This is a genomic window from Pleurocapsa minor HA4230-MV1 (assembly GCA_019359095.1).
Lineage (GTDB): Bacteria > Cyanobacteriota > Cyanobacteriia > Cyanobacteriales > Xenococcaceae > Waterburya > Waterburya minor.
Genome location: JAHHHZ010000034.1, coordinates 57,889 through 84,819 on the forward strand (window position 1 = coordinate 57,889; position 26,931 = coordinate 84,819).

At 37.9% G+C, this 26,931-nt stretch carries 20 protein-coding genes; 15 read left to right on the plus strand and 5 right to left on the minus strand.

Annotated elements, in window-relative coordinates; translation table 11 throughout:
* Window positions 1–87 precede the first annotated feature (87 nt).
* From KME09_23425 to KME09_23445, 5 genes are all read left to right on the plus strand, one after another.
* Window positions 88–2,007: a glycosyltransferase gene (locus KME09_23425; protein ID MBW4536885.1), complete on the plus strand. Its 1,920-nt coding sequence runs from the start codon at window positions 88–90 to the stop codon at window positions 2,005–2,007.
* 47 nt (window positions 2,008–2,054) lie between these two features.
* Window positions 2,055–3,005 carry a glycosyltransferase family 2 protein gene (locus tag KME09_23430; GenBank protein ID MBW4536886.1) on the plus strand — a complete coding sequence of 317 codons (951 nt, stop codon included), beginning with the start codon at window positions 2,055–2,057 and terminating at the stop codon, window positions 3,003–3,005.
* Entirely contained in the window at window positions 3,006–3,830 is an 825-nt protein-coding gene (locus KME09_23435) for an ABC transporter permease (protein MBW4536887.1), read from the plus strand.
* A gap of 130 nt (window positions 3,831–3,960) precedes the next feature.
* Complete coding sequence (locus KME09_23440; GenBank protein MBW4536888.1) at window positions 3,961–6,702, plus strand: CBS domain-containing protein; 2,742 nt, start codon at window positions 3,961–3,963, stop codon at window positions 6,700–6,702.
* A 100-nt stretch (window positions 6,703–6,802) separates the two neighbouring features.
* Window positions 6,803–7,243: a hypothetical protein gene (locus KME09_23445; GenBank protein MBW4536889.1), complete on the plus strand. Its 441-nt coding sequence runs from the start codon at window positions 6,803–6,805 to the stop codon at window positions 7,241–7,243.
* A gap of 286 nt (window positions 7,244–7,529) precedes the next feature.
* Here KME09_23445 and KME09_23450 read toward each other — a convergent pair whose 3' ends face one another.
* Window positions 7,530–7,961: a hypothetical protein gene (locus KME09_23450; GenBank protein MBW4536890.1), complete on the minus strand. Its 432-nt coding sequence runs from the start codon at window positions 7,959–7,961 to the stop codon at window positions 7,530–7,532.
* A gap of 579 nt (window positions 7,962–8,540) precedes the next feature.
* On the opposite strand from KME09_23450, the gene KME09_23455 reads away from it, so the two are divergent.
* A complete protein-coding gene (locus tag KME09_23455; protein MBW4536891.1) occupies window positions 8,541–10,793 on the plus strand; it encodes a fused MFS/spermidine synthase in 2,253 nt (750 codons plus the stop codon).
* A 65-nt stretch (window positions 10,794–10,858) separates the two neighbouring features.
* Here the strand turns inward: KME09_23455 and KME09_23460 are convergent, their stop codons facing one another.
* Both KME09_23460 and clpP read right to left on the minus strand, forming a co-directional pair.
* A complete protein-coding gene (locus tag KME09_23460; GenBank protein ID MBW4536892.1) occupies window positions 10,859–11,677 on the minus strand; it encodes a nucleotidyltransferase domain-containing protein in 819 nt (272 codons plus the stop codon).
* 156 nt (window positions 11,678–11,833) lie between these two features.
* Window positions 11,834–12,442, minus strand: coding sequence for an ATP-dependent Clp endopeptidase proteolytic subunit ClpP (gene clpP / locus KME09_23465; GenBank protein MBW4536893.1), 609 nt, complete (start codon window positions 12,440–12,442; stop codon window positions 11,834–11,836).
* 244 nt (window positions 12,443–12,686) lie between these two features.
* Between clpP and htpG the strand changes: the two genes are divergently transcribed.
* On the plus strand, window positions 12,687–14,657 hold the full coding sequence (htpG, locus tag KME09_23470) for a molecular chaperone HtpG (GenBank protein MBW4536894.1): 1,971 nt from the start codon (window positions 12,687–12,689) through the stop codon (window positions 14,655–14,657).
* A gap of 388 nt (window positions 14,658–15,045) precedes the next feature.
* Window positions 15,046–15,672, plus strand: coding sequence for a hypothetical protein (locus KME09_23475; protein ID MBW4536895.1), 627 nt, complete (start codon window positions 15,046–15,048; stop codon window positions 15,670–15,672).
* Between the two features lie 192 nt (window positions 15,673–15,864).
* Here the strand turns inward: KME09_23475 and KME09_23480 are convergent, their stop codons facing one another.
* Window positions 15,865–18,381, minus strand: coding sequence for a diguanylate cyclase (locus tag KME09_23480; GenBank protein ID MBW4536896.1), 2,517 nt, complete (start codon window positions 18,379–18,381; stop codon window positions 15,865–15,867).
* Window positions 18,382–18,691: 310 nt separating this feature from the next.
* Between KME09_23480 and KME09_23485 the strand changes: the two genes are divergently transcribed.
* From KME09_23485 to ruvX, 4 genes are all read left to right on the plus strand, one after another.
* Window positions 18,692–20,413, plus strand: a complete 1,722-nt coding sequence (locus KME09_23485) for a SpoIIE family protein phosphatase (GenBank protein ID MBW4536897.1) — start codon at window positions 18,692–18,694, stop codon at window positions 20,411–20,413.
* Window positions 20,414–20,431: 18 nt separating this feature from the next.
* A complete protein-coding gene (locus tag KME09_23490; protein MBW4536898.1) occupies window positions 20,432–21,034 on the plus strand; it encodes an ATP-binding protein in 603 nt (200 codons plus the stop codon).
* Window positions 21,035–21,140: 106 nt separating this feature from the next.
* Window positions 21,141–21,485: an STAS domain-containing protein gene (locus tag KME09_23495; protein MBW4536899.1), complete on the plus strand. Its 345-nt coding sequence runs from the start codon at window positions 21,141–21,143 to the stop codon at window positions 21,483–21,485.
* A 361-nt stretch (window positions 21,486–21,846) separates the two neighbouring features.
* Window positions 21,847–22,284 carry a Holliday junction resolvase RuvX gene (gene ruvX / locus KME09_23500; GenBank protein ID MBW4536900.1) on the plus strand — a complete coding sequence of 146 codons (438 nt, stop codon included), beginning with the start codon at window positions 21,847–21,849 and terminating at the stop codon, window positions 22,282–22,284.
* On the opposite strand, the gene KME09_23505 is transcribed toward ruvX, so the two are convergent.
* Window positions 22,281–22,994, minus strand: coding sequence for a hypothetical protein (locus KME09_23505; GenBank protein ID MBW4536901.1), 714 nt, complete (start codon window positions 22,992–22,994; stop codon window positions 22,281–22,283). The two genes, ruvX and KME09_23505, sit on opposite strands and share 4 nt — an antisense overlap.
* Window positions 22,995–23,441: 447 nt before the next feature.
* Between KME09_23505 and KME09_23510 the strand changes: the two genes are divergently transcribed.
* From KME09_23510 to KME09_23520, 3 genes are all read left to right on the plus strand, one after another.
* Window positions 23,442–24,674 (plus strand): acetate--CoA ligase family protein, encoded by a 1,233-nt coding sequence (locus tag KME09_23510; protein ID MBW4536902.1) that lies wholly within the window; start codon window positions 23,442–23,444, stop codon window positions 24,672–24,674.
* 64 nt (window positions 24,675–24,738) lie between these two features.
* Window positions 24,739–25,638: a CoA-binding protein gene (locus KME09_23515; protein MBW4536903.1), complete on the plus strand. Its 900-nt coding sequence runs from the start codon at window positions 24,739–24,741 to the stop codon at window positions 25,636–25,638.
* Between the two features lie 145 nt (window positions 25,639–25,783).
* Window positions 25,784–26,908 carry a Gfo/Idh/MocA family oxidoreductase gene (locus KME09_23520; protein ID MBW4536904.1) on the plus strand — a complete coding sequence of 375 codons (1,125 nt, stop codon included), beginning with the start codon at window positions 25,784–25,786 and terminating at the stop codon, window positions 26,906–26,908.
* Window positions 26,909–26,931: the final 23 nt, after the last annotated feature.

A 26,931-nucleotide genomic window follows, 5' to 3' on the forward strand; every position in this document is an offset into this window, starting at 1 on the left:
GTAATGAGTAATGAGTAATGAGTAATAAGTAACACAAAGCAATAACCATTATCAGTAATTAGTAATCATTCCATCAGGTAAAGTCATATGCAGGTATTGAGTAGAATTAGTTTTCCCACATCTCCCGATGTTTCGAGTTTATATATGCAGTGCGATGAAGGTGCTGTGATAGATTTTTCTGAAGGTGAACGTAAAATTGTTTTTCGTCGGGAAAGTTCGCTTTCTTTGACTTCTTACTTTAATTCTTTTTATGAAACTTTCTATGCTAAATATACTAAGCTTAATGCTCTTTATTATTTGCTGAGATTAGAAGGCGATTTTATGATTTCTCTTTATCGGGAAGTTGATGAGAAAAGCGCACGAAAACTAATTTCAGTAAAATATTTAGAAAATTGTCAGTTAAGCAAAGATACAAAAGTTTTTCTGCCAAATCTTCAAGATAATGAGGAACAACAAGGAAGAATTTATTTAGAATTAGTTTGTTTGAGCGATCGCGGTATATTTGAACAAGGGTTAATTGCTACAGATGAAGTTTCTGACACTGAAGTTTCTTTAGCAATTATTAGCTGTACATATAAAAAAGAAGTTTATATTAAAAAGACAGTTAATGCAATCTTGCAAGATCCATTTTTACAAACAAAGCAAGTAAAAATGTTCGTAGTTGATAATGGTCAAACTTTAAAACAAGAAGATTTTTTAAACTCAAGAGTTGAACTTATTCCTAATAAAAATTTAGGTGGAAGTGCGGGCTTTACTAGAGGATTATTAGCAGCTTTAGAATCAAGCAATTATACTCATTTTCTCTTCATGGATGATGATATCGAGTTAGAAAGTGAATCAGTTTATAGATTATTTGGTTTATATAAATATGCTAAAAATGATTTTGCTATATCTGGAACAATGCTCGATCTCAATAAAAAAACTGTCTTGTATGAAGCTGGTGCTTTGTCTAGTGTTGCCCCTCATACAATGAAATATCAACCATTTTCAATTGCTTCTTTAAAACACGAAATTGAATTAGAAAATCCCAGTCAAAATAATCTTTTACTAACTGAGGAGAACATAGATTATGGGGCATTTTGGTTTTTTAGTTTTTCGAGAAAAATTGTCAATCAAATTGGCTTACCTTTGCCTTTGTTTATTAAGATAGATGATATAGAATTCGGTTTAAGAATCACCAAAGCTTTGCAAGGTGAAATAGTAGCTTTCCCTGGAATTGCAGTCTGGCACGAACCATTTTATCTAAAGTTTATGGTTTGGGATAATTATTACGCTCTTCGCAATTATTTAATAACTTATGCCATTCATCAACCAATTCCTTTCATCAAAACATTTTTTGATTTTACCAAACACTTAGTTTACGAATTGTTTTTATTTGAATATAATTTTATCGAAATGCAAATAAAAGCTTTTGAAGATTATCTTAAAGGTCCTGATTGGCTGAAACATAACGATGCAGAAAAATTACACGCTAATGTTCTTGCACTGAGTAAAAGTCATAAAACACAAAATGTTCAGCCAAACGAGCGGAAAAGCGATCGCGTGTTTAAAAAAGGTAAATCTAGTGTTGTCAAAAAACTTCTTGCTTTATTAACTCTCAATGGTCATCTATTACCAGATTTTTTAATCCAAGACGATGAAGCATTAATTTTGTTAACTAAAGGTTATGGTGGACAACGTTCTCAAGCATTGGGTAAAAAAAGAGTTTTGATTTTTAGAGAAGGAATGTCTAAAAGCAATAGAGAAATTCCTTGTTTATTTCAAAACGAAATCGACAAAACAACTGGAATCAAACTGTTATTTAGATGGCTAAAAGTCGCGCTCATTAGCAGTTTTAAATGGCGATCGCTTCGTAAACAATGGAAAGATGCCTCAACCGAATTAACATCTTCTGGTTTTTGGCAGCAGTATCTCGACCTAAATCAAGAGAACAGCAGACATGAGGGAGAAAAAGTAGCAAGTAGCGGTAGGGGCGAACGGCCGTTCGCCCCTACAAATAGCAAGTAGCAAGTAAGTAAAAAGTAGGGCGCAAGGCTTGCGTCCTTCAAGAAACAATGAACAAACCAAAAATCTCAGTAATCATTCCTGCCTACAATGCGATGAAATACCTACCAGAAACGGTAGAAAGTGTTTTCCAGCAAACTTGGACTGATTTTGAATTATTAATTATCAACGATGGTAGCAGCGATAATATTGTTGAATGGGTTTGTGGATTAACAGATCCCAGAGTCAGATTAATCTCTCAATCCAATCAAGGAACTGCTTTGGCTCGCAATCACGGGATAATGGAAGCAAAAGGCGAATATATAGCCTTACTCGATGCTGACGATCTCTGGGAATCAAGTAAGCTAGAAAAACAGTCAAAATGTCTAGATAATCAGCCAAAAGTAGGTTTAGTTGATACTTGGGCGATAACCATAGACGATCGCGGTAATGCTAATCGAATTAGAAAACACGAAGTCGAGGGAAATGTCTACCATAAAGTATACGAAGCCTGTGATAACCCAGTTTGCTGCGGTAGTTCACCAATGATTCGACGCAGTTGTTTTGACGTTATCGGTTTATTCGATCCCAAGATCAAGATAGTTGAAGATGTCGATATGTGGATACGAATCGCTTCTCGCTATCATTTCGGGTTAATTAAGGAAGTTTTAGTAAAATATCGCCAACATCCTGATAACAAATCTAAAGATTGCCAGTCGATGTTATCAGAATTTCGGACATTAATTGAGAAAACCTATCGCTCTTTACCAATTGAATCACTTTATCTCAGGGCGCAATGCTATGCAAAGTTAAATCTTTTCCTGGCTTGGAAAATGATGGAAAACAAAGATTATCGACAGGCTGCTTATTTTCATCGGCAAGCGATCGCCCACCACTTTGACTTTTTGTTTAAACCAGAATCTATTCGTCTGGCGATCGCCATTTTTCTAGTTCGTTGCTTTGGTTTTAATACTTTCGAGCAAGTACGGGCGTTTAATCGTTTAGTAAAAAATTACGTGTAAATGCATATTACAGAAACAACTATCGAAGCAGGTCGAACTGAAACTCAATATTGGAAGGATATTTGGCACTATCGAGAACTATTATATTTCTTGGCGTGGCGCGATATCTTAGTCCGTTATAAGCAGACTGTTATGGGCGTTGCCTGGGCTTTACTTCGACCTTTATTGGCGATGATTATTTCCACCATTGTCTTTGGCAATATAGCAAAACTACCTTCAGAAGGAGTACCTTACCCAATTCTCGTATTTGCTGCCATGCTGCCTTGGCAATTTTTTTCCAGCTCACTTGCCGAATGTAGCAACAGTTTGGTTAACAATAGTCAACTGATTTCTAAAGTTTACTTTCCTCGCCTAATTGTGCCAGCAAGTACTGTAGTTGTCAGCTTTGTCGATTTTATGATTTCGGGAATTATCTTGTTAGCTTTGATGGCTTGGTATGATTTTGTTCCTAGTTGGCGCATCGTCGCACTACCACTATTTATTTTGATTGCCTTTGCTGCTGCAATGGCAGGAGGACTTTGGTTAGCAGCACTTAATGTAAAATACCGCGATTTTCGTCATATTGTGCCATTTATTGTCCAATTTGGCTTCTACATTTCTCCAGTTGCCTACAGTAGCACTATTGTCCCCGAAAAATGGCGTTTATTATATTCTCTAAATCCTATGGTTGGTGTAATTGACGGCTTTCGTTGGGCAATTTTAGGGAGAAATTTTGGTATTTATTTGCCTGGATTTCTTCTTTCCTTAACAGTAGTTGCCTTTTTCCTCAGCAGTGGTCTTTGGTACTTCCGTAAAACCGAACGTACTTTTGCAGATGTCATTTGAAAATTGTTTGTAAAGCTTAATCGTTGGGTTTCGTTCCTCAACCAACCTACAATAATTATGGAGTGGTAAAAAAGAAGAGTTAAACTCAGATCTTGCACCAAGAAAAGTTGATAAACGATATAAAAACTCAATGGATATAATTCTCTGTCATCAAACGGTGGATTTTGATGCTTTGGGGTCAGCAATTGGTTTGTCTCGGCTTAAAAAAGCAAAAATCGTGCTAACTGGTGGCGCACACCCTGCGGTGAAGAATTTTTTGGCATTATATCGAGATGAGTTTGATTTTGCTGAAATGCGGAGTATTCACCCAGAAACGATCGCCACTATCTATATTGTTGATACTCAAAAAAGCGATCGCCTGGGAACAGCAGCAGCATGGTTAACTTTGCCGACTGTGCAACGAATTGAAGTATTCGATCATCATTTGGATGCAGCATTAGATATTGCGGTGACAGAGCTACATACTGAGGCGGTAGGCGCAATTACAACCTATATTACTGAATTGTTACAACAACAGCAGATCGCTTTGACTCCTTTTGAAGCAACGGCAATGGCTTTAGGGATTCATGTAGACACAGGATCGCTAACCTTCGAGCAGACGACTCCCCGTGATGCTAAAGCGATCGCCTGGTTATTAGAACAGTCGGCAAATGTGGCTATTATTGCTGAATATAATGAGCCTGGGTTGAGTCATCAGCTACAGGAATTATTGAAAGATGCCCTGGATAATTTACAACGCACTAAAGTTCAGGGTTATACCGTCGCTTCGGTATTATTACAGACAGATAAGTTTGTTCGTGGTTTGTCTAGTCTCGCCGCGAGGTTAATTGAGCTGACGGAAAGCGATGTAATTTTGTTGGGTCATCAATATCAAAAAAGTAAAGGTCAAAAGTTAGTGGTGATTGGGCGATCGCGTTTGGCAGAAACTAATCTCAATCAGCTATTTACGCCTTTTGGTGGTGGTGGTCATGCTCAAGCTGCCTCCGTGTCTATTAATACCGATCGACCCCAACAGATCTTTCAGGAGTTATTGACTCAACTAGCTAGCCAAATTCCTCAACCCCCTACGGCTAGAGATTTAATGTCTGCTCCTGTGAGGACAATTCGCCCTGACACGACGATTAAAGAGGCACAAAGAACTTTATTGCGCTACGGTCATTCTGGGTTGTCGGTGGTGGATGAGAGCGATCGCCTAGTGGGGATTATTTCTCGTCGCGATCTGGATTTAGCAATTCATCACGGCTTCGATCGCTCCCCCGTTAAAGGCTATATGAGTCGCAACCTTAGAACCATTGTGCCTAATACGCCCTTACCTGAAATACAGTCGGTGATGGTAACTTACGACGTGGGTAGACTACCAGTACTTGAGGCTGGAGAATTGGTGGGGATTGTCACTCGCACTGATGTATTACGTCAGCTACACGATCAGTCTTCTGAGAGCCAGATCGATCCTAAGCAGGCAAGCCTTACTTTTCATTTATTATCTACTCTGCAAAATCGCTTAGAACCCGCTATCTGGCAGCTACTCCAACAAGTTACTACAGCAGCCCAAGAACGAGGCTGGAATCTTTATTTAGTTGGGGGTGGTGTACGAGATGTGTTGCTCACTAGCGAGGGTCAACCCTTATTTTTGCAGGACATCGATCTGGTGGTTGATGGTTATCATCGTTCCACAGACGATCGTGCAGGAGTAGAATTAGCCTCAGTGATTGAGCAGATGTATCCCCAAGTAAGCGTAACAGTTCACGGGGAGTTTCAAACCGCAGCTTTGACGTGGCATCAAGATCCAGTTTTAGGCAACCTGTTAATGGATATTGCGACTGCGCGCACTGAATTTTATCCTTATCCCGCAGCTAACCCCCAGGTTGAGGCTAGTTCAATTCGTCAAGACTTGTATCGCCGAGATTTTACCATTAATGCCTTAGCAGTACGTCTAACGCCCCCTAAACGAGGTGAATTTTCCCGTAAAGGAGATTTATTAGACTTTTTTGGCGGTTTACTAGATTTGCGATCGCGCCAGATCCGAGTACTTCATGCCAATAGCTTTATTGAAGATCCCACCAGGATTTATCGTGCCGTCAGATTTGCTGTGCGCCTCGGCTTTACCATTGAACCCCAGACAGAAGAGTATATTCGCTACGCCATTGATAATCAAATATATGAGCAGTTAAGAATTAGCGATCGCGAAGCCTCCCTGGAAGGTAATCGTCATCCCGCTTTAACTACTAGACTCAAAGCAGAATTAAAGTACATTTTCCAGTCGAACTATTGGCAACCAGCGCTTAAGCTACTAGCTCACCTTAATGCTTTGACCTGTTTACATCAAGATTTAAGTTTAACTCCCACTTTAAATCGAGAGATCCACTTTGTCTCTAAATGGTTAGTTTTATTTGAACCAAAAGTGAGCGAACATTGGTTAGTTAGATTAGAAACTTTGATTGCTCATCTATCTTTTAAGTCAAGAATAATAGTGGCAGAAAATTTACAATTACCCAAAGATAGTATCGAGCGATTACAACAGCTAGAAATATGGGAAACACAACTAGCCAAACGATTAGCTAAGACTCATCTTGATAGTCAAATTTACCAGCTATTACGTCCTTATAAGTTTTTACAATTAATTTTATTTGCTGCCAAAAGTGAGTTAAAGAATCGTCGTCGAATTTGGCACTATATCACCTATTTATCTCAAATCAAACCATTATTAAATGGTAACGACTTAAAAACCCTGGGTTTTAAACCAGGGCCATTATATAAACAGATTTTAGATGATGTTTTAAATAAAACTCTCGATCATCAGATTAGCGATCGCACTATGGCGATCGAGTATGTAAAATCTAAGAGAGAGTTTGTTAAGGAACAGGATAATTAGATAAGACCTATCCTTTTAGAATCGTCAGAAAAAATTTTTACTACACTTATAACTATTTAATTGACATATTGACTAACAGCAATTGCTTAACAAAATTATTATGCCAAAGTTTATTATAGATATTTTATTTGCATTTAGTGGAATGTTTTTGACATCTTACTTTTTTTATTCAAGTACCAATTGGAAGGAATTATCAGATAAATACAGTTGCAAAAAAAATTCCAGTATTTTTGTATATGTTGTTGAAGAAAGAGCTTGTATCAACAAAATGGCACTTAATGGACTCAATATTGGAGTTTCGCAAGAGGGACTTTTTCTTAAATTTCCTTCTCTTTTAGGATTTGTATTTTCCTCCATATTAATTCCTTGGGATGAAATCTCTTATGGACAAAATATTGATAACAATTCTAGAAGAGATTTTGTTCTCAATCTTGGCAATCCGAAAATAGCCAGCTTACAGCTATCTTCACACACAATTGAAAAGATTAATGAAAACTATGGAGAGCCAATTTTTTTTGAGCAACTTGGAGAACCAAACTGATATACGTGTAGCGATTATCTTATATAGCCACAATGTTTAAAAACCGATTTTTCTCTTACTAACAATAATTTTCGCGTCGATTTTGAAATATATACTGAATATGTCGAGCTTTATTCAAACTTTTCTAATAGGAATTACTGGTTATACTTAATGGTAACGACTTAAAAACCCTGGGTTTTAAACCAGGGCCATTATATAAACAGATTTTAGATGATATTTTAAATAAAACTTTAGATCATCAGATTAGCGATCGCACTATGGCGGTCGAGTATGTAAAATCTAAATATTAGTCAGCATATGAAGTAGGGGGAGTAGGATTATTATCTATTTTAAAGATGACATCTTGCATATCAAAAGCAGAACTATCAGTATTAGTTGTACCCAGCTCAACTAACAATAATTCTTCGTAATCATTTAAACCACTAAGTAAAGTTTGTACAGAAACCTGCTTACTAAATCCAGCCATACTTGGTAGTTCACTGTTGGATGTTAATGCCATTTCCGTAGGAGTACTCAAAGTTTTACATTGAGTAGTATTATTAATGATTTTGTAATTTAATTGTAAGTCATTAATTGAATCCACAGGTATTAATGTCCGTTCATTGACATTCATAGTTTTAACTAGCTGTTGCTGGTGATAAACATCAACTTGGATATTTAAAAAGCTGCCACCTGCGCCACACTGGATTTGAGATGCTAAATATAAAAGTTCAATCATAGTAAGAAAAGTAATAAACTAGCTTTAATTAAGTTTTTTATTTAGTAATTAACTTGCTAAATAAGTTGTTATTTAAATTGAAATATCGTTTGATTACTTACTATAATTACTTATAGTTTTTGCTATTAGGTAAATATGACATAAAGAGTTGACTTTGATGTTTTAAGCTGAGATAAATTTGCTTTTAATCAAAAAGAAATAAGTTTTGACTTTAAGAGTAATCACTGTGATTTACCAATCAAAATAAAAGCTAAAATCAAGTGATCTATCATCAAAAATAGATTTATACTGAATTTTTTCAATTAAAGATATTAAAGCCAAAAGTTGTTAGCTCAAAGAAATTTATCTATCTGATGGCATTTTTACTATGTAGACAATTACCGATACAATAAGATTGCTTTTTAAGCTTGATTTATTGTTTGTTATTGTCAAACTAAGTAGGTAGGCAAAATAATTTATCCTAAAGGATACACTTCGTTATCAAACCCCTACCCTTAGAGCTATTTATTACTCGTTACTCGTTACTCGTTACTTGTTACTCCCTAACCTCATTTCCAATTTAATTACACCCACCTACTTATGTCGATCGCAAGAACTACTCGAACTGATTCCCTAAAAATTGGAGCAACACCATTTCTCTTTGCTTTGTACTTTATTTCTGGTTTCACTGCCCTACTATATCAAGTGGCTTGGCAGCGGATGCTGGGTTTGTTTTCTGGTTCTGATGTTCGTTCAGTGACGATTATTGTCGCCTCATATCTTTTGGGATTAGGCTTAGGGAATTTGTTAGGAGGTTCTGTTAGCGATCGCCTGACTAACCAAAAATGCGTCATGGTATATGGCTCTTGCAACTTGGCAATTGCTGCTTTTGCTTTGGCTAGCCGATTTATTTTTTACGATTTGCTCTTTCTGCGTCTGCAATATCTGGCTCAATCTTTACCCGTAACTTTGGGCATTGTGTTTTTCAGTCTATTAATTCCCACTGTCTTGATGGGAATTTCTTTGCCTATGCTTTCTAAAGCAGTTAATCGGAGTGCTGAGGGGGCTGCCTCTTTAATTGGTTGGTTGTATGGCTTTAATACTCTTGGTTCTGGCTTGGGAACGTTGGTTTCTGGCTGGTATATTGTCGGCACTTTAGGTTATGACAAGACGGTATATTTAGGAGCGCTGTTTAGCTTCACGGTTGGAGTGTCGGCATTAATTTTAGCTGCTCGTTTTTCTCCGAGTAATTTTCTGGAGCATAAGTCAGAGGTTGCCACTGCACCATTAGCCAATAAGACTCAATCTCTTCAATCTTGGTATTTATTAGTATTTTTATCAGGTTTTACGGCAATTTCTTGGGAAATTATTTGGTTTCGGGTCTTAGATATTGCTCTTCAGTCAAATGCTTATACTTATGGTCATTTATTAGCTTTCGTCTTAATTAGTAGTGCGCTCGGCAGCATGATTGGTGCTAAAGCTGTTGCCTATATTCGTCAACCGAAAAAAGTATTTTTAATTATTCAAGGCATAATTTCTCTTTATTCAGCGATCGCCATTTGGGGCATCGGGCTTTACTGGCAAGCTCATCCTGGTTTGCGATCGGATGCAGGATTTATCAATCTGGATAACTTAGGTGCAGAGGTATTATTTAAATATTTAGTTATCCCTGGAGTAATTACCATTGTCCCTAGCCTGTTAATGGGGTTTTATTTCCCTTTGGTACAGCAAGCAGTTCAGCAGAATTATGGTGAACTTGGCAAACGAGTCGGCTTTATTTATCTAGCCAGCATTTTGGGCAATACTTTAGGTAGCTTATTAACAGGCTTAGTCTTAATCGATATATTAGGTACAGCAGGCTCGATTCGACTTTTAGTAATTATTGGTATTTGTTTTTTACTTTCAATTCGCGACAACTTACTCAAAAATCTGCTGATTACCACTTTAATTATGCTTGCCGTGGCGACAACAGTGGTTTTTCCCAACAATAAACGTCTTTGGGCCGCTCTCCATACAGTCGATCCTCAAGCCTATTTTCAGGTAGTCGAAGATTCCACCAGCGTAGCCGCGATCGCCGAAACCAATGGTACAGGTAAACTATTTGCTAGTGGACAGGTACAGGCTAATTTTCCCTATCTACATATACATGGACTGTTAGGTAGTACTCCTGCGCTCCTGCATCCCAACCCCGAAAAGATCATGATTATCGGTCTAGGATCGGGAGGAACTCCCCACACCGTCGGCGTTAATCCCTTAACCAAGAAAATCAAAATTATCGAGCTACTGGGAGCAGAATTACCCGTATTACAGCAATATGCTCAAAGACCAGCAGGGAAAGCTTTAAAGCATCTATTTCAAGACCCTAGATACGAAATTATCGTGGGAGATGGACGCAGAGAACTAACTATGAGCCAGGAAAAATTCGACATTATTGAGGCGGATGCCATTCAACCTTGGCGATCGCGTGCAGGAATGCTCTATTCTCAAGAATTTTTTCAAGAAGTCGAAGCTCATCTCAAACCTGGAGGCTTCTTTGTACAGTGGGATGTAGGTGCAGGGGCGCAACAAACTATGCAAAGTGTCTTTCCCTATGTTGTCAAAGTCGGGATGGCGGGAAACTTATGGATTTTAATTGGTAGTGATACTCCTGTTGCTTTTGATAAAAACCTGTTGTTGCAGAGATTAGCACAACCTCAAGTGATCGGCTTCTTAAAACAGGCACAAATCGATCCGGTGAAAGTTAGACAGGATGTTCGTCAAGCTTATGTGCGTCAGTTTGCACCCCAAGAAAATAAACCTCAGCCTTATAATACTGACTTGTTCCCCCGTGGAGAATATTATCTTAATCGATAGTGGAAATCTTTGTAGTTTATATGGTTTTAAGCCAACTTCGCTAAAAAAGAATCGCACAACCTCGTTCACTCAGAGTTATCAACCTCACCACCTTTTTCATCTAACCACTGAGTAAAATTATTTACTGCCGTTTTAATCTTGTCAAACACTACTTCTACTTCTTGACCCAAAGCAATTACCCGATCGCTATCTAATTCAACTTTATAAATATGCCTGGTCAAATGCCGAAACTTACGATATTCACTCAACTCCAAAAGCAATGCACCAGTCCATAAAGAAGGGCGATCGCTTCCTCCAGGTTCAGCCATTAACTTCAAAAGCTCTAGGTGCCAATCCTGAACTTGAGGAATGCCCCCGTCCAAATACACAGCAACTCTTTCACTAATGCGTTCACAACCATTGTAAAAATCAGCAACATAGCTTGCTAAAGCAGGAAGCAATGCAATTTCGGGAATTGTTTCCTGTTGTCTTAATAGCTCACTTAGAGTATTGACGGTAATTGCCAAAGAATTCATCTCATCATCAATGCGTAACTTTAAAGCCGAATATTTATTGTTAACCATAGATACTCTACTCAAAATGCGATCTCGCAAATGATCTGGGACAAACTCCAAAGGAATTAAATCCACCTCTAACCAGGGAGGAACAAGATTCTCTATGGCTGTATGGGCATTCCAGACTTGAGCTTGACTTAAGCCTAATATTGCCAAATCCAAATCAGAATGCCAATGCCAAGGAGTTTCCCCAGCTAAAGAACCACAGATAAACACCTCAGATGCCCCTAAATTTTTCAGCACCTGCATACACAATTCGGCTGTATCCAAAGCTTGCGATCGCCGTTTTTCTAGCTCTGTAGTTGTTTGTAATAAACCTTCCCTTGGCATCGTATTAGTTTCCGTATCTCGATTTAAGAAAAGCTATAAGCTCTAAGCCTGGTTAAGCAATAAATGGGTTTCGCTATCGCTCCACCCATCCTACGAACATTAAGTTGACTTACTTAACTACAAGTATTTACTTGATAATCACCAATGCAGCAACAACTAACCTATAGGTTCAGGGGGATTAGTGGCAGAAGGACGACGAGCAATTACCTGATCGATCAGACCATATTCTTTGCATTCTTCAGCAGACATAAAGAAATCCCGCTCAGTATCCTCTTCAATTTTAGATAAAGGCTGACCCGTATGATCTGCCAAATGTCCATTAAGTTTCTGCTTGAGATATAAAATTTCTTTGGCTTGAATTTCAATATCCGTTGCCTGTCCCTGTGCGCCACCAAGAGGTTGGTGAATCATAATCCGCGAATTAGGTAAACTCATCCGCTTACCTTTCTCTCCAGCACTGAGTAAAAAAGCACCCATACTGGCAGCCAAACCAATACAGATCGTACAGACATCAGGACGAATCTGATTCATGGTGTCAAACATCCCCATCCCAGCCGATACTGAACCACCAGGAGAGTTGATGTAGAGATAAATGTCTTTATCGGGGTCTTCTGCTTCTAAAAAGAGCAGTTGAGCGACTACTAGGTTGGCAATTTCATCGGTAACTTGCTGTCCCAAAAAGACAATTCTTTCTCGTAGGAGACGAGAGTAAATATCAAAGGCGCGATCGCCGCGACCTGAACTTTCAATTACGGTAGGTATCATGCAGCTATGCTCTGTAAATGTTTTCTAATTGTAACTATTTTAAGGTAATGAATACTTTGACGGCGAAATGCATTGACCGTCTGTGACATCAATAAATCTGTCACTTAGGGCTACAATAAATCTTTTCTCTCAGGTAGGGTAATCCGCATCCTTGTAGGTAGGGTATCCAAGAATATTTAATTGAGAGCGATCGGACAATATTAATATCATTAAGTAGTTTACGATTGATACTCTAATTATAAATATGGCTGTACTTGAAAAAGGCAACATTTCGATTCATACCGAGAATATTTTCCCCATTATTAAGAAGTCTCTCTATACAGATCACGAAATCTTTTTACGGGAATTAATCTCTAATTCGGTTGATGCTATCTCGAAACTAAAAATGGCATCTCTTGCTGGCGAAACGCAGGCAGAAATTGGCGAGCCTAAAGTTAAGCTTACTGTAGATAAAAGCAAAAAGACTCTTTCCGTCTCTGATAATGGTATTGGCATGACGGTTGATGAAATTAAAAAATATATCAATCAGGTTGCTTTCTCTAGTGCGGAAGATTTTATTAAAAAGTATGAAAAAGATGCCAACGAGTTAATCGGTCACTTCGGTTTAGGTTTTTATTCTGCCTTTATGGTGGCAGAGAAAGTAGAGATCGACACTCTTTCCTATCAAGAAGGAGCAACTGCGGTACACTGGTCTTGTGATGGCTCACCAGAGTTTGAATTAACCGAAAGCGATCGCACTACTGTCGGTACAACTATTACTCTTACCCTACTCGACGATGAAGTAGAATACGCCGAACCCCAAAGAGTCAGACAGTTAGTTAAAACCTACTGTGACTTTATGCCTGTCAAGATTGTTCTGGATAACGAGCAGATCAATAAGCAAGACGCACTCTGGAAAAAATCCCCCCGCGATTTAACTGACGATGATTATCTAGAGTTTTATCGTTATCTCTATCCCTTCCAGGAAGATCCTTTACTCTGGGTGCATCTGAATACTGATTATCCTTTCTTGCTTAACGGTATTCTCTACTTCCCTAAACTCAAGCCAGACGTAGATTTTTCTAAGGGACAAATTCAGCTTTACTGTAATCAGGTATTTGTTAGTAAGCACTGTGAAGCGATTATTCCCGAATTTTTGATGCCTTTACAGGGAGTAATTGATAGTCCTGATATTCCTCTCAACGTCTCTCGGAGTGCCTTAACTAACGATCGCACTGTACGTCGTATTGCCGATTTTATCACTAAAAAGATTGGTAGTCGTCTCAAGTCTCTTTATGACGAGGATCGCAGTAAATATATCAGTTCTTGGTCGGATGTGGGTACTTTTGTTAAATATGGTGCCATTAGAGATGAGAAGTTTAAAAAGCAGGTAGAAGATCTCATTATCTATCGCACTACCTATCAGCCTGAGACAGCGCCAGTAGCAGAAGCACCCAAGGTAGAAGTGCAAACTGCGGGGGATGATGCATGGTCTAATGTTGATAACCAGCAAAATAATGCAGCAAGCGAACCCTATACTACCCTGCAAGAGTATTTAGCCAGAAACAAAGATAAACGGGAAAACCAGGTTTACTACTGTAGCGATCCTAGTACTCAGAATACTTTTGTTGAACTATACAAGAATCAAGGATTAGAAGTTTTATTCCTCGACTCTTTTATCGATGCGAATTACTTTATTCCATTTTTGGAAAGAGAATATTCTGAAGTGAAATTTGCGCGGGTTGATTCTGAACTAGACGATACTTTAGTCGAAGACGATAAAGCGCAAGAAATTGTTGACCCCACAACTAATAAAACTCGCAGTGAAATACTGAAAGAGCTATTTGAAAAGGCGCTCAATAAACCCAGAGTTAATATCAAAACTCAAGCTATTAAATCTGACAATCCTCAAGATACTCCTCCCGCGATGGTATTACTACCTGAAGCTATGAGAAGAATGCAGGAAATGGCAGCCTTGATGCAAGAAAAAACCATGGCATTCCCTGAAGATCATGTGCTGATGATTAATACAGCTCATCCTTTGATTCAAAACCTCTTAGATTTAAACAAAGGTACGATTATCCAAAGTGGTGATAATTCTAACTCGATGGTTAATTTAATGTGCAACTATATCTATGACCTAGCGTTAATGTCCCAAAAAGCCTTTGATGCTGAAGGAATGAAAGCATTTATCGAACGTTCTAATCAGGTATTGACTAACTTAACTAATAAGTAAGTCTTTAAAAAACTACAATTAACCAATTAACCATTGATATTATAAGAACGGGAATTAACCAGCCCGTTCTTTTTTATTATCTAACTAGATTATTTTGAATTGCTGACAAAATATTAAAATTGAGTAGCAGATAATTAAAGCACAAAATTTAAGATCATCAGTATTCAACTAAAGCTTATTATGTTTAATATTTAGATTAAATATACAAGTAATTTAATTTATACAACTATTTTAACTAAACACCTATGAGTAACAGCCTCTTTAATCTTGAGCGAGTTTAGTAAATAGTTAACCTCAGGTGGCTTAATGATCATATAATTACGATTAACATGCTTATGCAGTCAATATGCATGTTTTTTTAGAGCAAGTAAATATTTTTATAGTTAATATGGACATTCATAAACTTATTGACGTTGTTGATAAATTAAATACTAAATTAAGCGATTTAGAACAAATAGAGGCAGCGAAAAAACAAGTGATTGAAAATGTTAATCGTGATATAGCAAAATCGCGCCAGTTACTAGAAGATAAAGCTAGGGGATTAGAAAAAGTAGTCGAGAATAAATTAAATGAGTTGAAAAAGTTGGATGACGAGTTATTAAAGAGTCAAGCTTTGTTAGCTAAGATGAATAACACTCAAAATTCTAATCCTTCTAATACTGTTGATAGAAGCACTCAGCCAGGAAATAATCAGGCTACTACAAAATTAGATCATGAGCCAGAAACAAGCTCAAAAGGACGTAAATTAAGACCTGATATCATGAACAGTTCTCTGGAAGACTTTATTGCTCAAAAGTTCCAAGAAGAGTATAAAGTTAAATATCCTGAAAATGATAATTTTCGTCTGACGGATAAAGATTTTGAAACAGTATTATGCGCAATTAAAGAAAAAGCCAAACAATCTAACAATCTGCCTGAAATTATTGATGAGTATTTATCAAGTTATTCTCAGACTTTGCATAGTTCCCAGATTAAGCTGCTGGAACAAGAAAAAAGCCAATCCCTAGCAAAATAGTTTGGTAGCTTTGCTCAGTTTTAGGACAGAAAAAGTAATCTCAACCATAGATTTGCGATCGCTTTTACTGTTCATTACCCATTACTCATTACCCATTACTCATTACTCATTACTCATTACTCATTACCCATTACCCATTACCATTACTCATTACTCATTACTCATTACTCATTACTCATTACCCATTACCCATTACTCCGTTTCCCCCATATATAAACAAGCTTTATTTCTACCTTCGGCTTTTGCTTGATATAGTCCTTTGTCTGCCAAAGCAATCAGTAATTCAGGAGTTGATTCAGCAGAAGGAATTAGGCTATGGACTCCTAAACTAATAGTGACATATTTGCTCACTACGGATTCTTGGTGGGTGACGTGAAGATTTTTAACATTAACCGCAATTTTTTCGGCAATTTTTAATGCTTGTGGTGGATCGATGTTCGGTAAAATAATGCCAAATTCTTCTCCGCCATAACGAGCGACTAAACCAGGAATTGATTCCATGACGCATTCAATTGCTAGAGCTACCTGCTGTAAACAGTAGTCGCCGACAGGATGACCATAAGTATCGTTATAAAGCTTGAAGTAGTCGATATCGCAGAGGATTAAAGAGAGATAACTTGCTGACGGGGAAAGCTCTTGCCACTTTTGAATTAAATAATCGTTAAACCGACGACGATTAGCTACCTGGGTTAAACCATCAAGAACACTAAGCTGTTCTAATTCGCGGTTAGCTTGGCTGAGAGCCGCCTGCGCTTTTTGGCGATCGCAAATTTCATTATGGAGTTGAGATTCGACTAAATCAGCATGTTCAGTGGCATTTTCCAACACAATTTCCAGATCGATTTTTTCTGACTTCAGTTCATTTAATTCATGGCGTAGCTGTTCAATTTGAAATAATAATTGTTCCCTGGCTAATTCGTCGTCCATTAAAGAGCGATAACTAGCCGATTCAACTTTTAGTGGTTTAGCTAAATCGGCTGCAATTAAATTTTCTAAAATTGCTTTATCTAAAGGTTTTGATAGATAATACCCCTGACCATATTCACATTTAAGCGCCTTTAATCTAGTTAGTTGATTAACAGTTTCAATTCCTTCAGCAATGGTATCCATCCCTAAATTACGCGCGAGGGTAATAATTGCTCTAACAATACCTAATTTTTCAATATTATCACCAATACTATTAACAAAAGAGCGATCGATTTTGAGGGTGTCAAAAGGAAATTGATGTAAATAGCTTAATGACGAATAACCTGTGCCAAAATCATCTAAAGAAAATTCAATTCCTGAAGATTTAAGTTGTTTGAGGATTGCAATAGTTTGCTGTGTATCTTCAACTAAAGAGCTTTCAGTTATCTCTAATTTTAAGTTATTTGGATCTAACTTAGTTTCTGCTAAAATTTGTTCTACTTGATCGATAAAGTTAGGTAATGCTAACTGTTTACTCGAAATATTAACACTAACTTTCCAGTCCATTAAACTATCAAACTGCTGTTGCCAATTATACATTTGTAAACAGGCTTCTTTTAAGACCCAAAACCCCAAAGGAATAATCAATCCAGTTTGCTCTGCTAAAGGAATAAAATCTCCAGGAGAAACTAAACCTTTATCGGGATGTTGCCAACGAACTAACACTTCAAAACCTTTAATCTTATTAGTAATTAAAGAAATAATTGGTTGGTAGTGAAGAATAAACTCTTCTCTTTTGATCGCATTTCTGAGATCATTTTCAAGCTGTAATAAAGTTAGAGCTTCCCCTCGCATTGACTGACTAAAAATTTCATAAGGCAGTCTATTTTGTCTTTTAGCATTAGATAGTGCTAACTCTGCATCACGAAGTAAGTTTTCTGGTTGATCGTATTGGCGATCGCCTACGGCAATCCCAATATTAGCCTCAATAAAAACCTCGTATCCTCCCAGATTAAAAGTTACTGATAGCTCGCGATATATCCTGTCGGCAACATTGGTAGCATAGTTTAAATGTTCAATATTACTTAAGAGAATCACAAATTCATCATTACCCATCCGAGCAATAAAATCGTGCGCTCGCAAACAAGTCTGTAGCCGTTGAGCGATCGCAACCAATAGGCGATCGCCAATAATTCTACCTAAGCTACTATTAATTACTTTAAAGCGATTAACATCGACAAATAATACCGCAAAATTATAATCTGGCTTACTATTACAAAAGCTAATTTCTTGTTCAATATGTTGCAACAATAAATCATGACTAGGTAGCCCAGTTAAGCGATCGTAGCTAATAGTTTGTTGAGGAGATTTTAAAGGCAAAATATCATCTTTATTCAGACGCTTAGGTCTAATTTTGGGTTCACGAATAGCTAAAGATTTATGCTGATTTAATTCTTGCCAAAATGTATCGGATACCTTTTGCTGTTGCAGAATAACGGCTACTTGTAATTTTGATTCATCAGGAGCAGCTAGTTTCAAAGGTAACTTCTGGAGCTTACAGACAATTGGTTGAGATAATCCAGCCTTAACTCGATCTCGAATCCAATCCGCCAGTAAAGAAATATTAGAGCGGTCTCTAAATATTTGTTCTGCTGCTTGATTTAAAAACAAACAGTTATTGTGAGCGTCAAAAATAATTGTTGACTCGCGTAAATTGTCGATTGTGAGGCTTGAACTTGAGGATAAACTAGCTGCTTTTAATTGAGCTACTTTTCCTACTTTGAACTGCATTTCGTAAAACATCTAATCAACTATAACTATTAGCTAACGCTTATTTTCTATTTTGGCAAGCCAATTAAATTTTCAAGATATTAGTTTGCTGAGATTAAAATAAAATAAAACTAAAATACCTATTCTAATTTAATAATCTAGTATTCATAAAATAGTATTCATAAAATTAAAAGTTAAATTGTTCAATGACAGTAACATAGATCAAATCCAGTACCGTCTTCGCTCAAGTAAAGCTAATTGTCAATATTTTGGATTAAATCTGGGCAATATAGATAAATAACGGCATTGCATCCTCTTTTAGCTTTAATTAATTTTACGTTTTATGTTTACCGATAGTAACTCACCGTTATCTCAACTATTTCAGCTGCGTCAAGAATTAGGCATACCGATCAATGCAATCATCGGCTATAGCGAAATGATCATTGAAGAAATTGCCGAGATTAATCAAGATGTAACATATCTTCCAGAACTAGAGCAAATTAGAGCCTGTGGCGTGGAGTTATTAGCTTCAGTCAACATTTTCTTCGATCCGACCAGATTAACCAAAGATTGGCAAGATCTACAGCAAATCATTAGCAATCCTCAATTACAAACTCAGTTGGCGAAACCAACCCAAGTGGTCATAGATCGCAGTCAGCAATTAATTTCATTGGTAGACAAAAATTTTCTGCTTGAGGTAAGGCAGATTAATCGTGCAGCTAACCAGCTATTACAGGAGATTCCAAGATTAATTGAGGTTACCATTTCAGACAGAGAAATTCTAGAGGATACTGCTCTAGCTCTTAGTACTAACGTTCTGGCAAACAGATTTCCCTCAGATAAATATCAACTATCACAAGCCAGAGGCTACACGGTTTTGGTGGTGGACGATAGTGCCATTAATCGAGAAATTTTAGCCGATCAGGTGAAGGCGGAAGGTTATCAGACTGCAACAGCAAAAGATGGCAAGCAAGCTATACAGATGATTCAAACAGGGTCTTTTGATTTAATTCTGCTGGATATTATCATGCCTGAAATCGATGGTTATCAGGTTTTAAAATGGATTCGTCATAGTCCTTGGAAACATATTCCAACTATTATGATTTCGGCGCTAGAGCAAACGGATAGCGTTGTTAAATGTATTGAAATGGGAGCAGAAGATTATCTCACCAAACCTTTTAACTCCACATTATTAAAAGCTAGATTAGGAGCCTGTTTAGAACAAAAAAGATTGCGAGATTTAGAATCAATCTACATGAGGCAATTAGCCCAAGCTAACCAAAAAATCAGTCAGTTCAATAATTGTTTGCAGGTTGAAAATACTCGTCTTAGTAGCGAATTAGAAGTAACTCAAAGACTACAACAAATGTTGTTACCTAAAGAAAAAGAGCTGCATCAAATAGAGGCTTTAGAAATTGCTGGCTTTAGCGAGGCTGCTGCTGAAATTGGCGGAGACTACTATGATGTAGTGCAACATCAGGGACGAATTATTATTGGCATTGGTGATGTTTCAGGACATGGATTAGAAAGTGGTGTTTTGATGCTGATGGTACAGACAGCAATTCGTACTCTAATTGAGAATAACGAAACTGATCCCAAGCGTCTATTTGAGGTACTCAACCGCACAATTTATAAAAATGTTCAGCGTTTAAACTCTGATAAAAATATCTCATTGTCTCTAGTCGATTACTACGAAGGCATTTTGAGTATTAGTGGTCAACACGAAGAAATTTTGCTGGTACGACAAGGCGAAATCGAGAGAATCGATACGGTGGATTTAGGATTTCCCCTGGGTTTAGCAGAAAGCATTGAAGATTTTGTGTTTGAAACTAAAATCCCCTTAGCTCAGTCCGAAGTAGCCGTACTATATACCGATGGTATTACAGAGGCAGAAAACTCTCAAGGAAGCCATTATGGTTTAAACCAATTATGTGCTGTAGTGCAGCAAAATTGGCAGCGATCAGCCCAAGATATCCGTCAGGCGGTTATTCAAGACTTGCGATCGCATATTGGAATTGAGCAGGTTTATGACGATATTACCTTAGTGGTCTTGAAACGAAAATAAGATTAGTAACTAGTTTCTATGAATACCAACAACTTTGCTTTTGAGCAAACCATGGGGGACTTTCGGCAAAATTTGCCTCCTAGTAAAGAATATTTGCTCCTCAGTTTTTCCCCTAGTTCGATTCCCCTGCAACAACGATGGCGCAATAACTGTCTGTCGGCGGATTTTCTAGCCAATTACCTCAGTACTTTTTTTCTGGGTGACGACGATCAACAGCCAGATACCACCAAGCAAGCAGAGGTTAAAAGTGCGGTAAGCTATATTGCCAATGAACTGTTAGAAAATGGCATGAAATACTGCGTTAAAACAGCCTCTTTTCCCATTAGCATTCAAATCCATCTAACTCCTAACGCGATTATCTTACAGCTAACGAATAGCATTACCATCAAACAAACCAAGCGCTTTCAACAACAGATTAACAAATTACTGGATGGTAATCCCAGTGAAATGTATTTGGCACAACTAGAGCAGAACGCCCTTGAAGAAAACCATAAATTCTCAAATTTGGGCTTACTAACTATGCTACACGACTACGATGCTAGCATTGGCTGGCATTTTGAGCCATTGGTTAATAATTCTACTGCAATAAGTGTGACGACAATGGTACAGCTATTAATTTGATTTAGATTTTTTCAAGGTTAAGATAGCTGAACAAAGAAAGTTGCTTTTTTTGACCATAGCTAATTTTGAGACATAGCAAAATATTCATTTTTTGAGACGGACGATTATGGAGATTAGAAGCAAAAACTACAGCGTCATCTACGATCAAACATCCCATCAGATTACTTTTGACGGTTCTCTGCGACTTAACGGGAGTGGCGAATACGCTTCAATTTCCGATCTACTGAATCAAGTTGCTCAACAAGAACCTGAAAAAATCGTCTTAGACCTAACTCAACTCAATTTTCTCAATAGTTCAGGAATCAGCATTTTATCCAGATTCGTCATTAATGTACGTAAACGCCAAAATATTCAAATGATTGTGATCGGCGCTCAAAAGAATCCTTGGCAGAGTAAATCCCTCAAGAATTTACAACGATTAATGCCTTCATTACAATTGGAATTGGAATAAGTAAGTAGGTGCTGGCAATTAATTATGAGCTATAAAACCTGAGAAGTGAGTGAAAAAATCCTGGCATTATTAAGAGTAAAATAGACAAAAACTGCCAGATTGTTGGTAATTTAAACTTAATTCACACAAAAAAACAATCGCTAATAAAATTAAAGTTATTTTTAAACAACAATTGTAATCAAAATACTCGATAAATCAAAATAGTAATATTTAAAATTTTGAGCAACAAAAAATAAACAAAAGATATTCATAAATTACACTTTTTTGACCAAGCAGCAGCGATCGCTTTTACTGTTCATTACCCATTACTGCGATAAATTAATGTGTCTACTCAATCAAAAACTGCTTTAAATCTATGGGGATGAAAAAAGTTGCCGCTTTAGGGCTAGATGTAGGTAGGAAGCGAATGGGAGTGGCAGGCTGCGACGGTACTGGTCTAATTGCCACAGGTTTAACTACAATTAGGCGAACGAATTGGGCAGAAGACATTCGGCAGTTAAAAGAGATTGTGGCAGAAAGAGAAATCGAGATCTTAGTAATTGGTTTACCCTACAGGCTCGACGGAACATTAGGCTCTCAGGCAAAACAGGTGCAGAAATTTGCCGAACGAATTTCCCGAATTCTACAGCTACCTTTTGACTATGTAGATGAGCGTTTAACCTCTGTTGAAGCAGAAGAACAGCTAAAAGCTCAAAAACAATTTTCTACCCGCAATAAGGGGGCAATCGATCGCCGTGCAGCAGCTATCATTCTACAGCAGTGGCTGGATGCACGACGTTTTGAAAGAGTGGAAAACTAGATTGGCATCGCATCAGATATATTAAGCTTGGCGATTGGTTTTTCGATCAAGCAGTGCCAGTGACAGGTAAATAAATCAGGCTGCTGTGTCTTTAGAGTAATTAGAGCTGGTGCAGCAGGAAAAGGCCATAGTCGATCAAAAACAATTTCGCCATTATGGAAGCTAAATTGCAATAAATAGGTTGCGGGGGTTGCTGATAAAGAATCTAGTAACTCCTCTGCTAGACCATGGAGAGATTTCTGCTGGCGCTGGGGTATAGCCACGGGGTGTTCATAGGAGTTAGGCATCGAGCCTTCGCCAATTACCTCACCAAATAGCGGTTTATCAGTTAAGACAATTGGCAGCCAAAGATGACCCAACCAAGAATCGCCAACGCTAGTTTTGAATCCAAGATTCTTTTCTACCCAGCGTCTTCGAGCATTAATATCTTTGCAGGCAGAATAAATTCTTCTTTGGGGAAACTCAAAATAGTCTGGTAACTGAATTGTCAGAGGACAGTAAATTGTATCGGTGATTCTGTCTTTTTTAATCGCTTTAGAATTTTTTGACCATAAAGTAGCAGCAGATACTATTTCTACTATTCTAGATGGTGAGGTTTCTAAAATATTACGCTGTAAAGCTTCGACCATTTTTTGAGTTACAGGCGACGCTGAGATCATTTGACCTTGATCGCTAACTTCAGCGTTAATAATAATTACAACTTTTTCCATTCCCCTTCCGTTATGAGATTTTGTCATAGCTGTTGTAAGTCGAACAATATTTTTCCCTGATTTGAATGCTTAAATGCTGAGTCGTTGATTTAGTGAAGTCTGTTATGCGAAAAAATAGTCCGTAATGTTAATGGGCATAGTTGAATTGTGAATCATTTGGCAGTTAATGCTGCCCGTGATGGGAACAGAAAAGTTCAGATGCTACTAAAATATATTAGCTGAAAACCCTGGTGATGCTGTATTTGCGTTAACTACTTGAGAATAATTATTTCCCTGAGTCAAGGTCTGGCTTTAGGCAGTATTTATCATAATCGCTTTGCTACTAGATTTTCAAGACAATCGGTAAATAAGTTAATAATTCAACAACTTAAACATTAAGATAACAAATTAACCGAATAGTAATGATTTAGCTACTCTAAACTAGAAGAAAACATAACTGGCTAGTTTATGGAACTATTAGAGTATCAAGCTAAAGAATTATTTAGAATAGTTGGGATTCCTATTTTACCTTCTTTAACTATCCGAGATGCCAGAAAAATTAAGCAGCTACAAATCCCCTATCCCGTAGTTTTGAAGTCTCAAGTTCGCTCTGGAGGGCGAGGTAAAGCTGGTGGAGTAAAGTTTGTGGCGAATACTATTGATGCGATCGCTGCTGCTCGGAGTATATTTAATCTGTCTATTTTGGGGGAATATCCCGAAGTAGTTTTGGCAGAGGCACACTACAACACTGAAAGAGAGTTATTTTTGGCAATAGTGCTTGATTATGACCTACGATGTCCTGTACTGCTAGGTTCAGCCTGGGGAGGCATGAACACTGATTCCTTGTTGGCAAATCTACAGCAAGTTGCGATTACTGAAGATTTTACGCTGTTTTATGCTCGCCATTTGGCTGCTCGTATGGGTCTATCGGGAAATTTGATTTGTTCAGTTAGCGAGATTATTGCCAAGATGTATCGTTTGTTTAAAGAGCAAGACCTAGATCTGATCGAAATTAATCCTTTGGGAGTTAATGCCCAAGGTGAGTTGATGGCTTTAGATGGCAAAATCAAGATTAATGACCATGCTTTAGCTCGACAGCCAATCGCTGTAACCTTGAATTTTTCAGCACAACAACGAGAAAGTATTCACCAGAGTAATTGGCAAACTCAGAGAAATTTTAGCCAGGTTAGCTGGCGTTGGCTTGATTGGCAGCACCAGAATGGACAAGTAGCGATGATTTGTAGTAGTTTTGATTCTGCTGTATTAACCCGAGAGTTGTTAGCCCAAAATAAAGTTGTTCCCGCTTGCAGTGCTTTAATTGAGAATAGTTTAGCCACCGAGATAGATAATCTCCAGCTTTATCGAGAGCAGTTACTCAGTATTTTGCAGGAAATAAAGTCTTGGGCAGGAATTAAGGTGATTATCTTGAATATTTGGGACACAGAAGCCGTAAACCGCGAAATTGTGCAAACTGTTGTTAATTATTGCCAGGTGTTACAGGAAGTTGCTGGATCGACCCCTAAAGAACAAATTCAAGTTAAGGAAGAGATAAAGCAGTCTGGGTCGAGTGTTCCTTATTTTGTCTTGCGTTTGCTAAATCACACTAGTCTTAAAGATTTACCCCTCTGTGAGCAGATTTATTTATCTAGCAGTTTAGAGGAAAGTATTAATCAGACGATCGCCGTAGTTAAATCTAGTTAAAGTAATTTTGCGCTCAGATTTTGTTCTGCTATTCAATCCATCTCTCACTGTATTTATTCTCTCTATGAATTGGTCTCATCCCAACAAGGTTATTATTCAAGGAATTACTGACGATCGAGCAATTTTTTGCGCTCTGCACATGAAGGCTTTGGGGACAGACGTTGTCGCTGGAGTTAGCCCTGGTAAGGGAGGTACTACAGTAGAAGGTGTGCCTGTTTTTGACCTAGTTGAACAAGTACAGACAGAGATTGGAGAAATCGAGCTAAGCTTAATTTTTGTTGACCCCTATCAGGTGCTTGATGCTGCCAAAGAAGCGATCGCTGCTGGTATTCGCCAAATTATTATTTTTACCCCCAGAGTTCCTCCTCAAGATACGATTGAATTGATTAGATGCGCCCAAAAAACTAATACTTTGATTTTAGGCCCTGGAAGTCATGGAATCATTATTCCGCAAAAAGTCTGCTTAGGTAATTTACAGCCTCAGTTTTATCAACCAGGAACAGTAGGCTTAATTACTTCTAGTCGGCATTTTGGCTATGAAGTGGCGGCTGAATTAAATGCAGCTAAGTTAGGTCAGTCGATGATTGTGAGCGTGGGTAATGACCGTATTATTGGCTCTGATTTAGCTTACTGGCTGGCAGCTCTTAACCAGGATTCTAACACCAAAGCAATTGTGGCTATAGGACAGAGGGTTAATCAGATTAACTCGATTATTGCCTACAGCAAAGATCGCGGTTACGATAAGCCGATAGTCGTCTACTTCGCAGGCTTAAAAGCTCCCCAGACCAAAGTTTATCGTGATGCTCTGACCATCATTAGTAATCAGTTATCAGCTTCCGTTCCTGTGGTTAATCGCGATCGCCAAACCGCTGCTCAGTTACGCAAAATTGGGCTGAAAATAGCCAAAAAACCCAGCGAAATTCCCCCGATTATTCAAAAAGCTCTAGCTAGAGAGAGCAGTTAAAACATCAGGCATTTAAATAAATCATGCAGCTTGGAACTAAAGTTTTAATAAAATGTTTTTTATCGGCGAAAATTTTAGTAAAACACTTAATATACGGTAAAATCTGAACATTAAAACCACCTCTGACATGTCTAACATCAACACAATTAGTATTGCCATTATTGGCTGCGGTTTTGTAGCAGATTATTATTTAACCACCTTAAAAAACTATCCAGAACTCAAAATAACGGGAGTTTACGATTTAGATTTAGCTAGAAGTCAAGATTTTGCTCAACATTACGGAGTGGATATCTATCAATCCCTAGATGAACTATTAAGCGATCGCCAAGTTCAGTTAGTTGTAAATCTGACCAATCCGAAAAGCCATTTTGAAATTAATTTAGCCTGTCTATTAGCAGACAAGCACGTTTATTCGGAAAAACCGCTGGCAATGAAGCTAGAGGAGGCAGAAAAACTAGTGGCACTCGCCGAACAAAAAGGGCTGCATCTGTCATCAGCACCCTGTAGTCTTCTGGGGGAAACGGCACAAACCATCTGGAAAGCATTACGCGAAGAGACAATCGGCAAAGTTTATGTCGTTTATAGTGAAATGGATGATGGTTTAGTCCATAAAATGCCTTATCAAGCATGGGTTAGTCAATCAGGTACACCCTGGCCATATAAAGATGAATTTGAAGTAGGCTGTACCTTAGAACACGCAGGATATTATCTTTCTTGGTTTCCTGCTTTTTTTGGGCGCGCAGAGAGCGTGACAGGCTTTAGTTCTACCTTAGTTGAAGACAAAAAGACGGAGATTCCCTTAGATCATAATGCTCCCGATTTTTCTGTCGCCTGCATCAAATTTGCCTCGGGAGTAGTAGTTCGATTGACCTGTAGTATTGTGGCAGCCCACGATCATTCTTTAAGAATATTTGGCGATCGCGGTATTTTGAGTACCCCCGACTCCTGGTTTTATAATGCTCCTGTCCATATCAGAAGGCGGTTTAAGATCAGAAGAAAAATGATCGTCAGTCCGATTAAACAAAAATATCCTTTGATGGGTACTAAAACAAAATATAGCTACCGTGGCGCTTTTCAGATGGATTTTGCCCGTGGTATTGCTGAAATTGCTGATGCTATCAGAGAAGATCGTCCCTGTCGTCTTTCGGCGAGATATTCTCTCCACGTAAATGAATTAGTATTAGCAATTCATCATGCAACGGAAAGTAATTCCACCTATCAGGTTAAGTCTACTTTTGAACCAATTAAGCCAATGTCATGGGCGATGTAACTAGCAATTAGTTTTTTTTAAAT

What these genes read in the sequence shown, in the direction of transcription:
- KME09_23475 (MBW4536895.1), top strand. Translation starts at nt 15,046, where the DNA reads ATGGACATTCATAAACTTATTGACGTTGTTGATAAATTAAATACTAAA.
- KME09_23515 (MBW4536903.1), top strand. Translation starts at nt 24,739, where the DNA reads ATGAATTGGTCTCATCCCAACAAGGTTATTATTCAAGGAATTACTGAC.
- KME09_23425 (MBW4536885.1), top strand. Translation starts at nt 88, where the DNA reads ATGCAGGTATTGAGTAGAATTAGTTTTCCCACATCTCCCGATGTTTCG.
- KME09_23495 (MBW4536899.1), top strand. Translation starts at nt 21,141, where the DNA reads ATGGAGATTAGAAGCAAAAACTACAGCGTCATCTACGATCAAACATCC.
- KME09_23430 (MBW4536886.1), top strand. Translation starts at nt 2,055, where the DNA reads ATGAACAAACCAAAAATCTCAGTAATCATTCCTGCCTACAATGCGATG.
- KME09_23445 (MBW4536889.1), top strand. Translation starts at nt 6,803, where the DNA reads ATGCCAAAGTTTATTATAGATATTTTATTTGCATTTAGTGGAATGTTT.
- KME09_23440 (MBW4536888.1), top strand. Translation starts at nt 3,961, where the DNA reads ATGGATATAATTCTCTGTCATCAAACGGTGGATTTTGATGCTTTGGGG.
- KME09_23510 (MBW4536902.1), top strand. Translation starts at nt 23,442, where the DNA reads ATGGAACTATTAGAGTATCAAGCTAAAGAATTATTTAGAATAGTTGGG.
- KME09_23505 (MBW4536901.1), bottom strand. Translation starts at nt 22,994, where the DNA reads ATGGAAAAAGTTGTAATTATTATTAACGCTGAAGTTAGCGATCAAGGT.
- clpP (MBW4536893.1), bottom strand. Translation starts at nt 12,442, where the DNA reads ATGATACCTACCGTAATTGAAAGTTCAGGTCGCGGCGATCGCGCCTTT.
- KME09_23460 (MBW4536892.1), bottom strand. Translation starts at nt 11,677, where the DNA reads ATGCCAAGGGAAGGTTTATTACAAACAACTACAGAGCTAGAAAAACGG.
- KME09_23490 (MBW4536898.1), top strand. Translation starts at nt 20,432, where the DNA reads ATGAATACCAACAACTTTGCTTTTGAGCAAACCATGGGGGACTTTCGG.
- ruvX (MBW4536900.1), top strand. Translation starts at nt 21,847, where the DNA reads ATGAAAAAAGTTGCCGCTTTAGGGCTAGATGTAGGTAGGAAGCGAATG.
- htpG (MBW4536894.1), top strand. Translation starts at nt 12,687, where the DNA reads ATGGCTGTACTTGAAAAAGGCAACATTTCGATTCATACCGAGAATATT.
- KME09_23450 (MBW4536890.1), bottom strand. Translation starts at nt 7,961, where the DNA reads ATGATTGAACTTTTATATTTAGCATCTCAAATCCAGTGTGGCGCAGGT.
- KME09_23455 (MBW4536891.1), top strand. Translation starts at nt 8,541, where the DNA reads ATGTCGATCGCAAGAACTACTCGAACTGATTCCCTAAAAATTGGAGCA.
- KME09_23435 (MBW4536887.1), top strand. Translation starts at nt 3,006, where the DNA reads ATGCATATTACAGAAACAACTATCGAAGCAGGTCGAACTGAAACTCAA.
- KME09_23485 (MBW4536897.1), top strand. Translation starts at nt 18,692, where the DNA reads ATGTTTACCGATAGTAACTCACCGTTATCTCAACTATTTCAGCTGCGT.
- KME09_23480 (MBW4536896.1), bottom strand. Translation starts at nt 18,381, where the DNA reads ATGTTTTACGAAATGCAGTTCAAAGTAGGAAAAGTAGCTCAATTAAAA.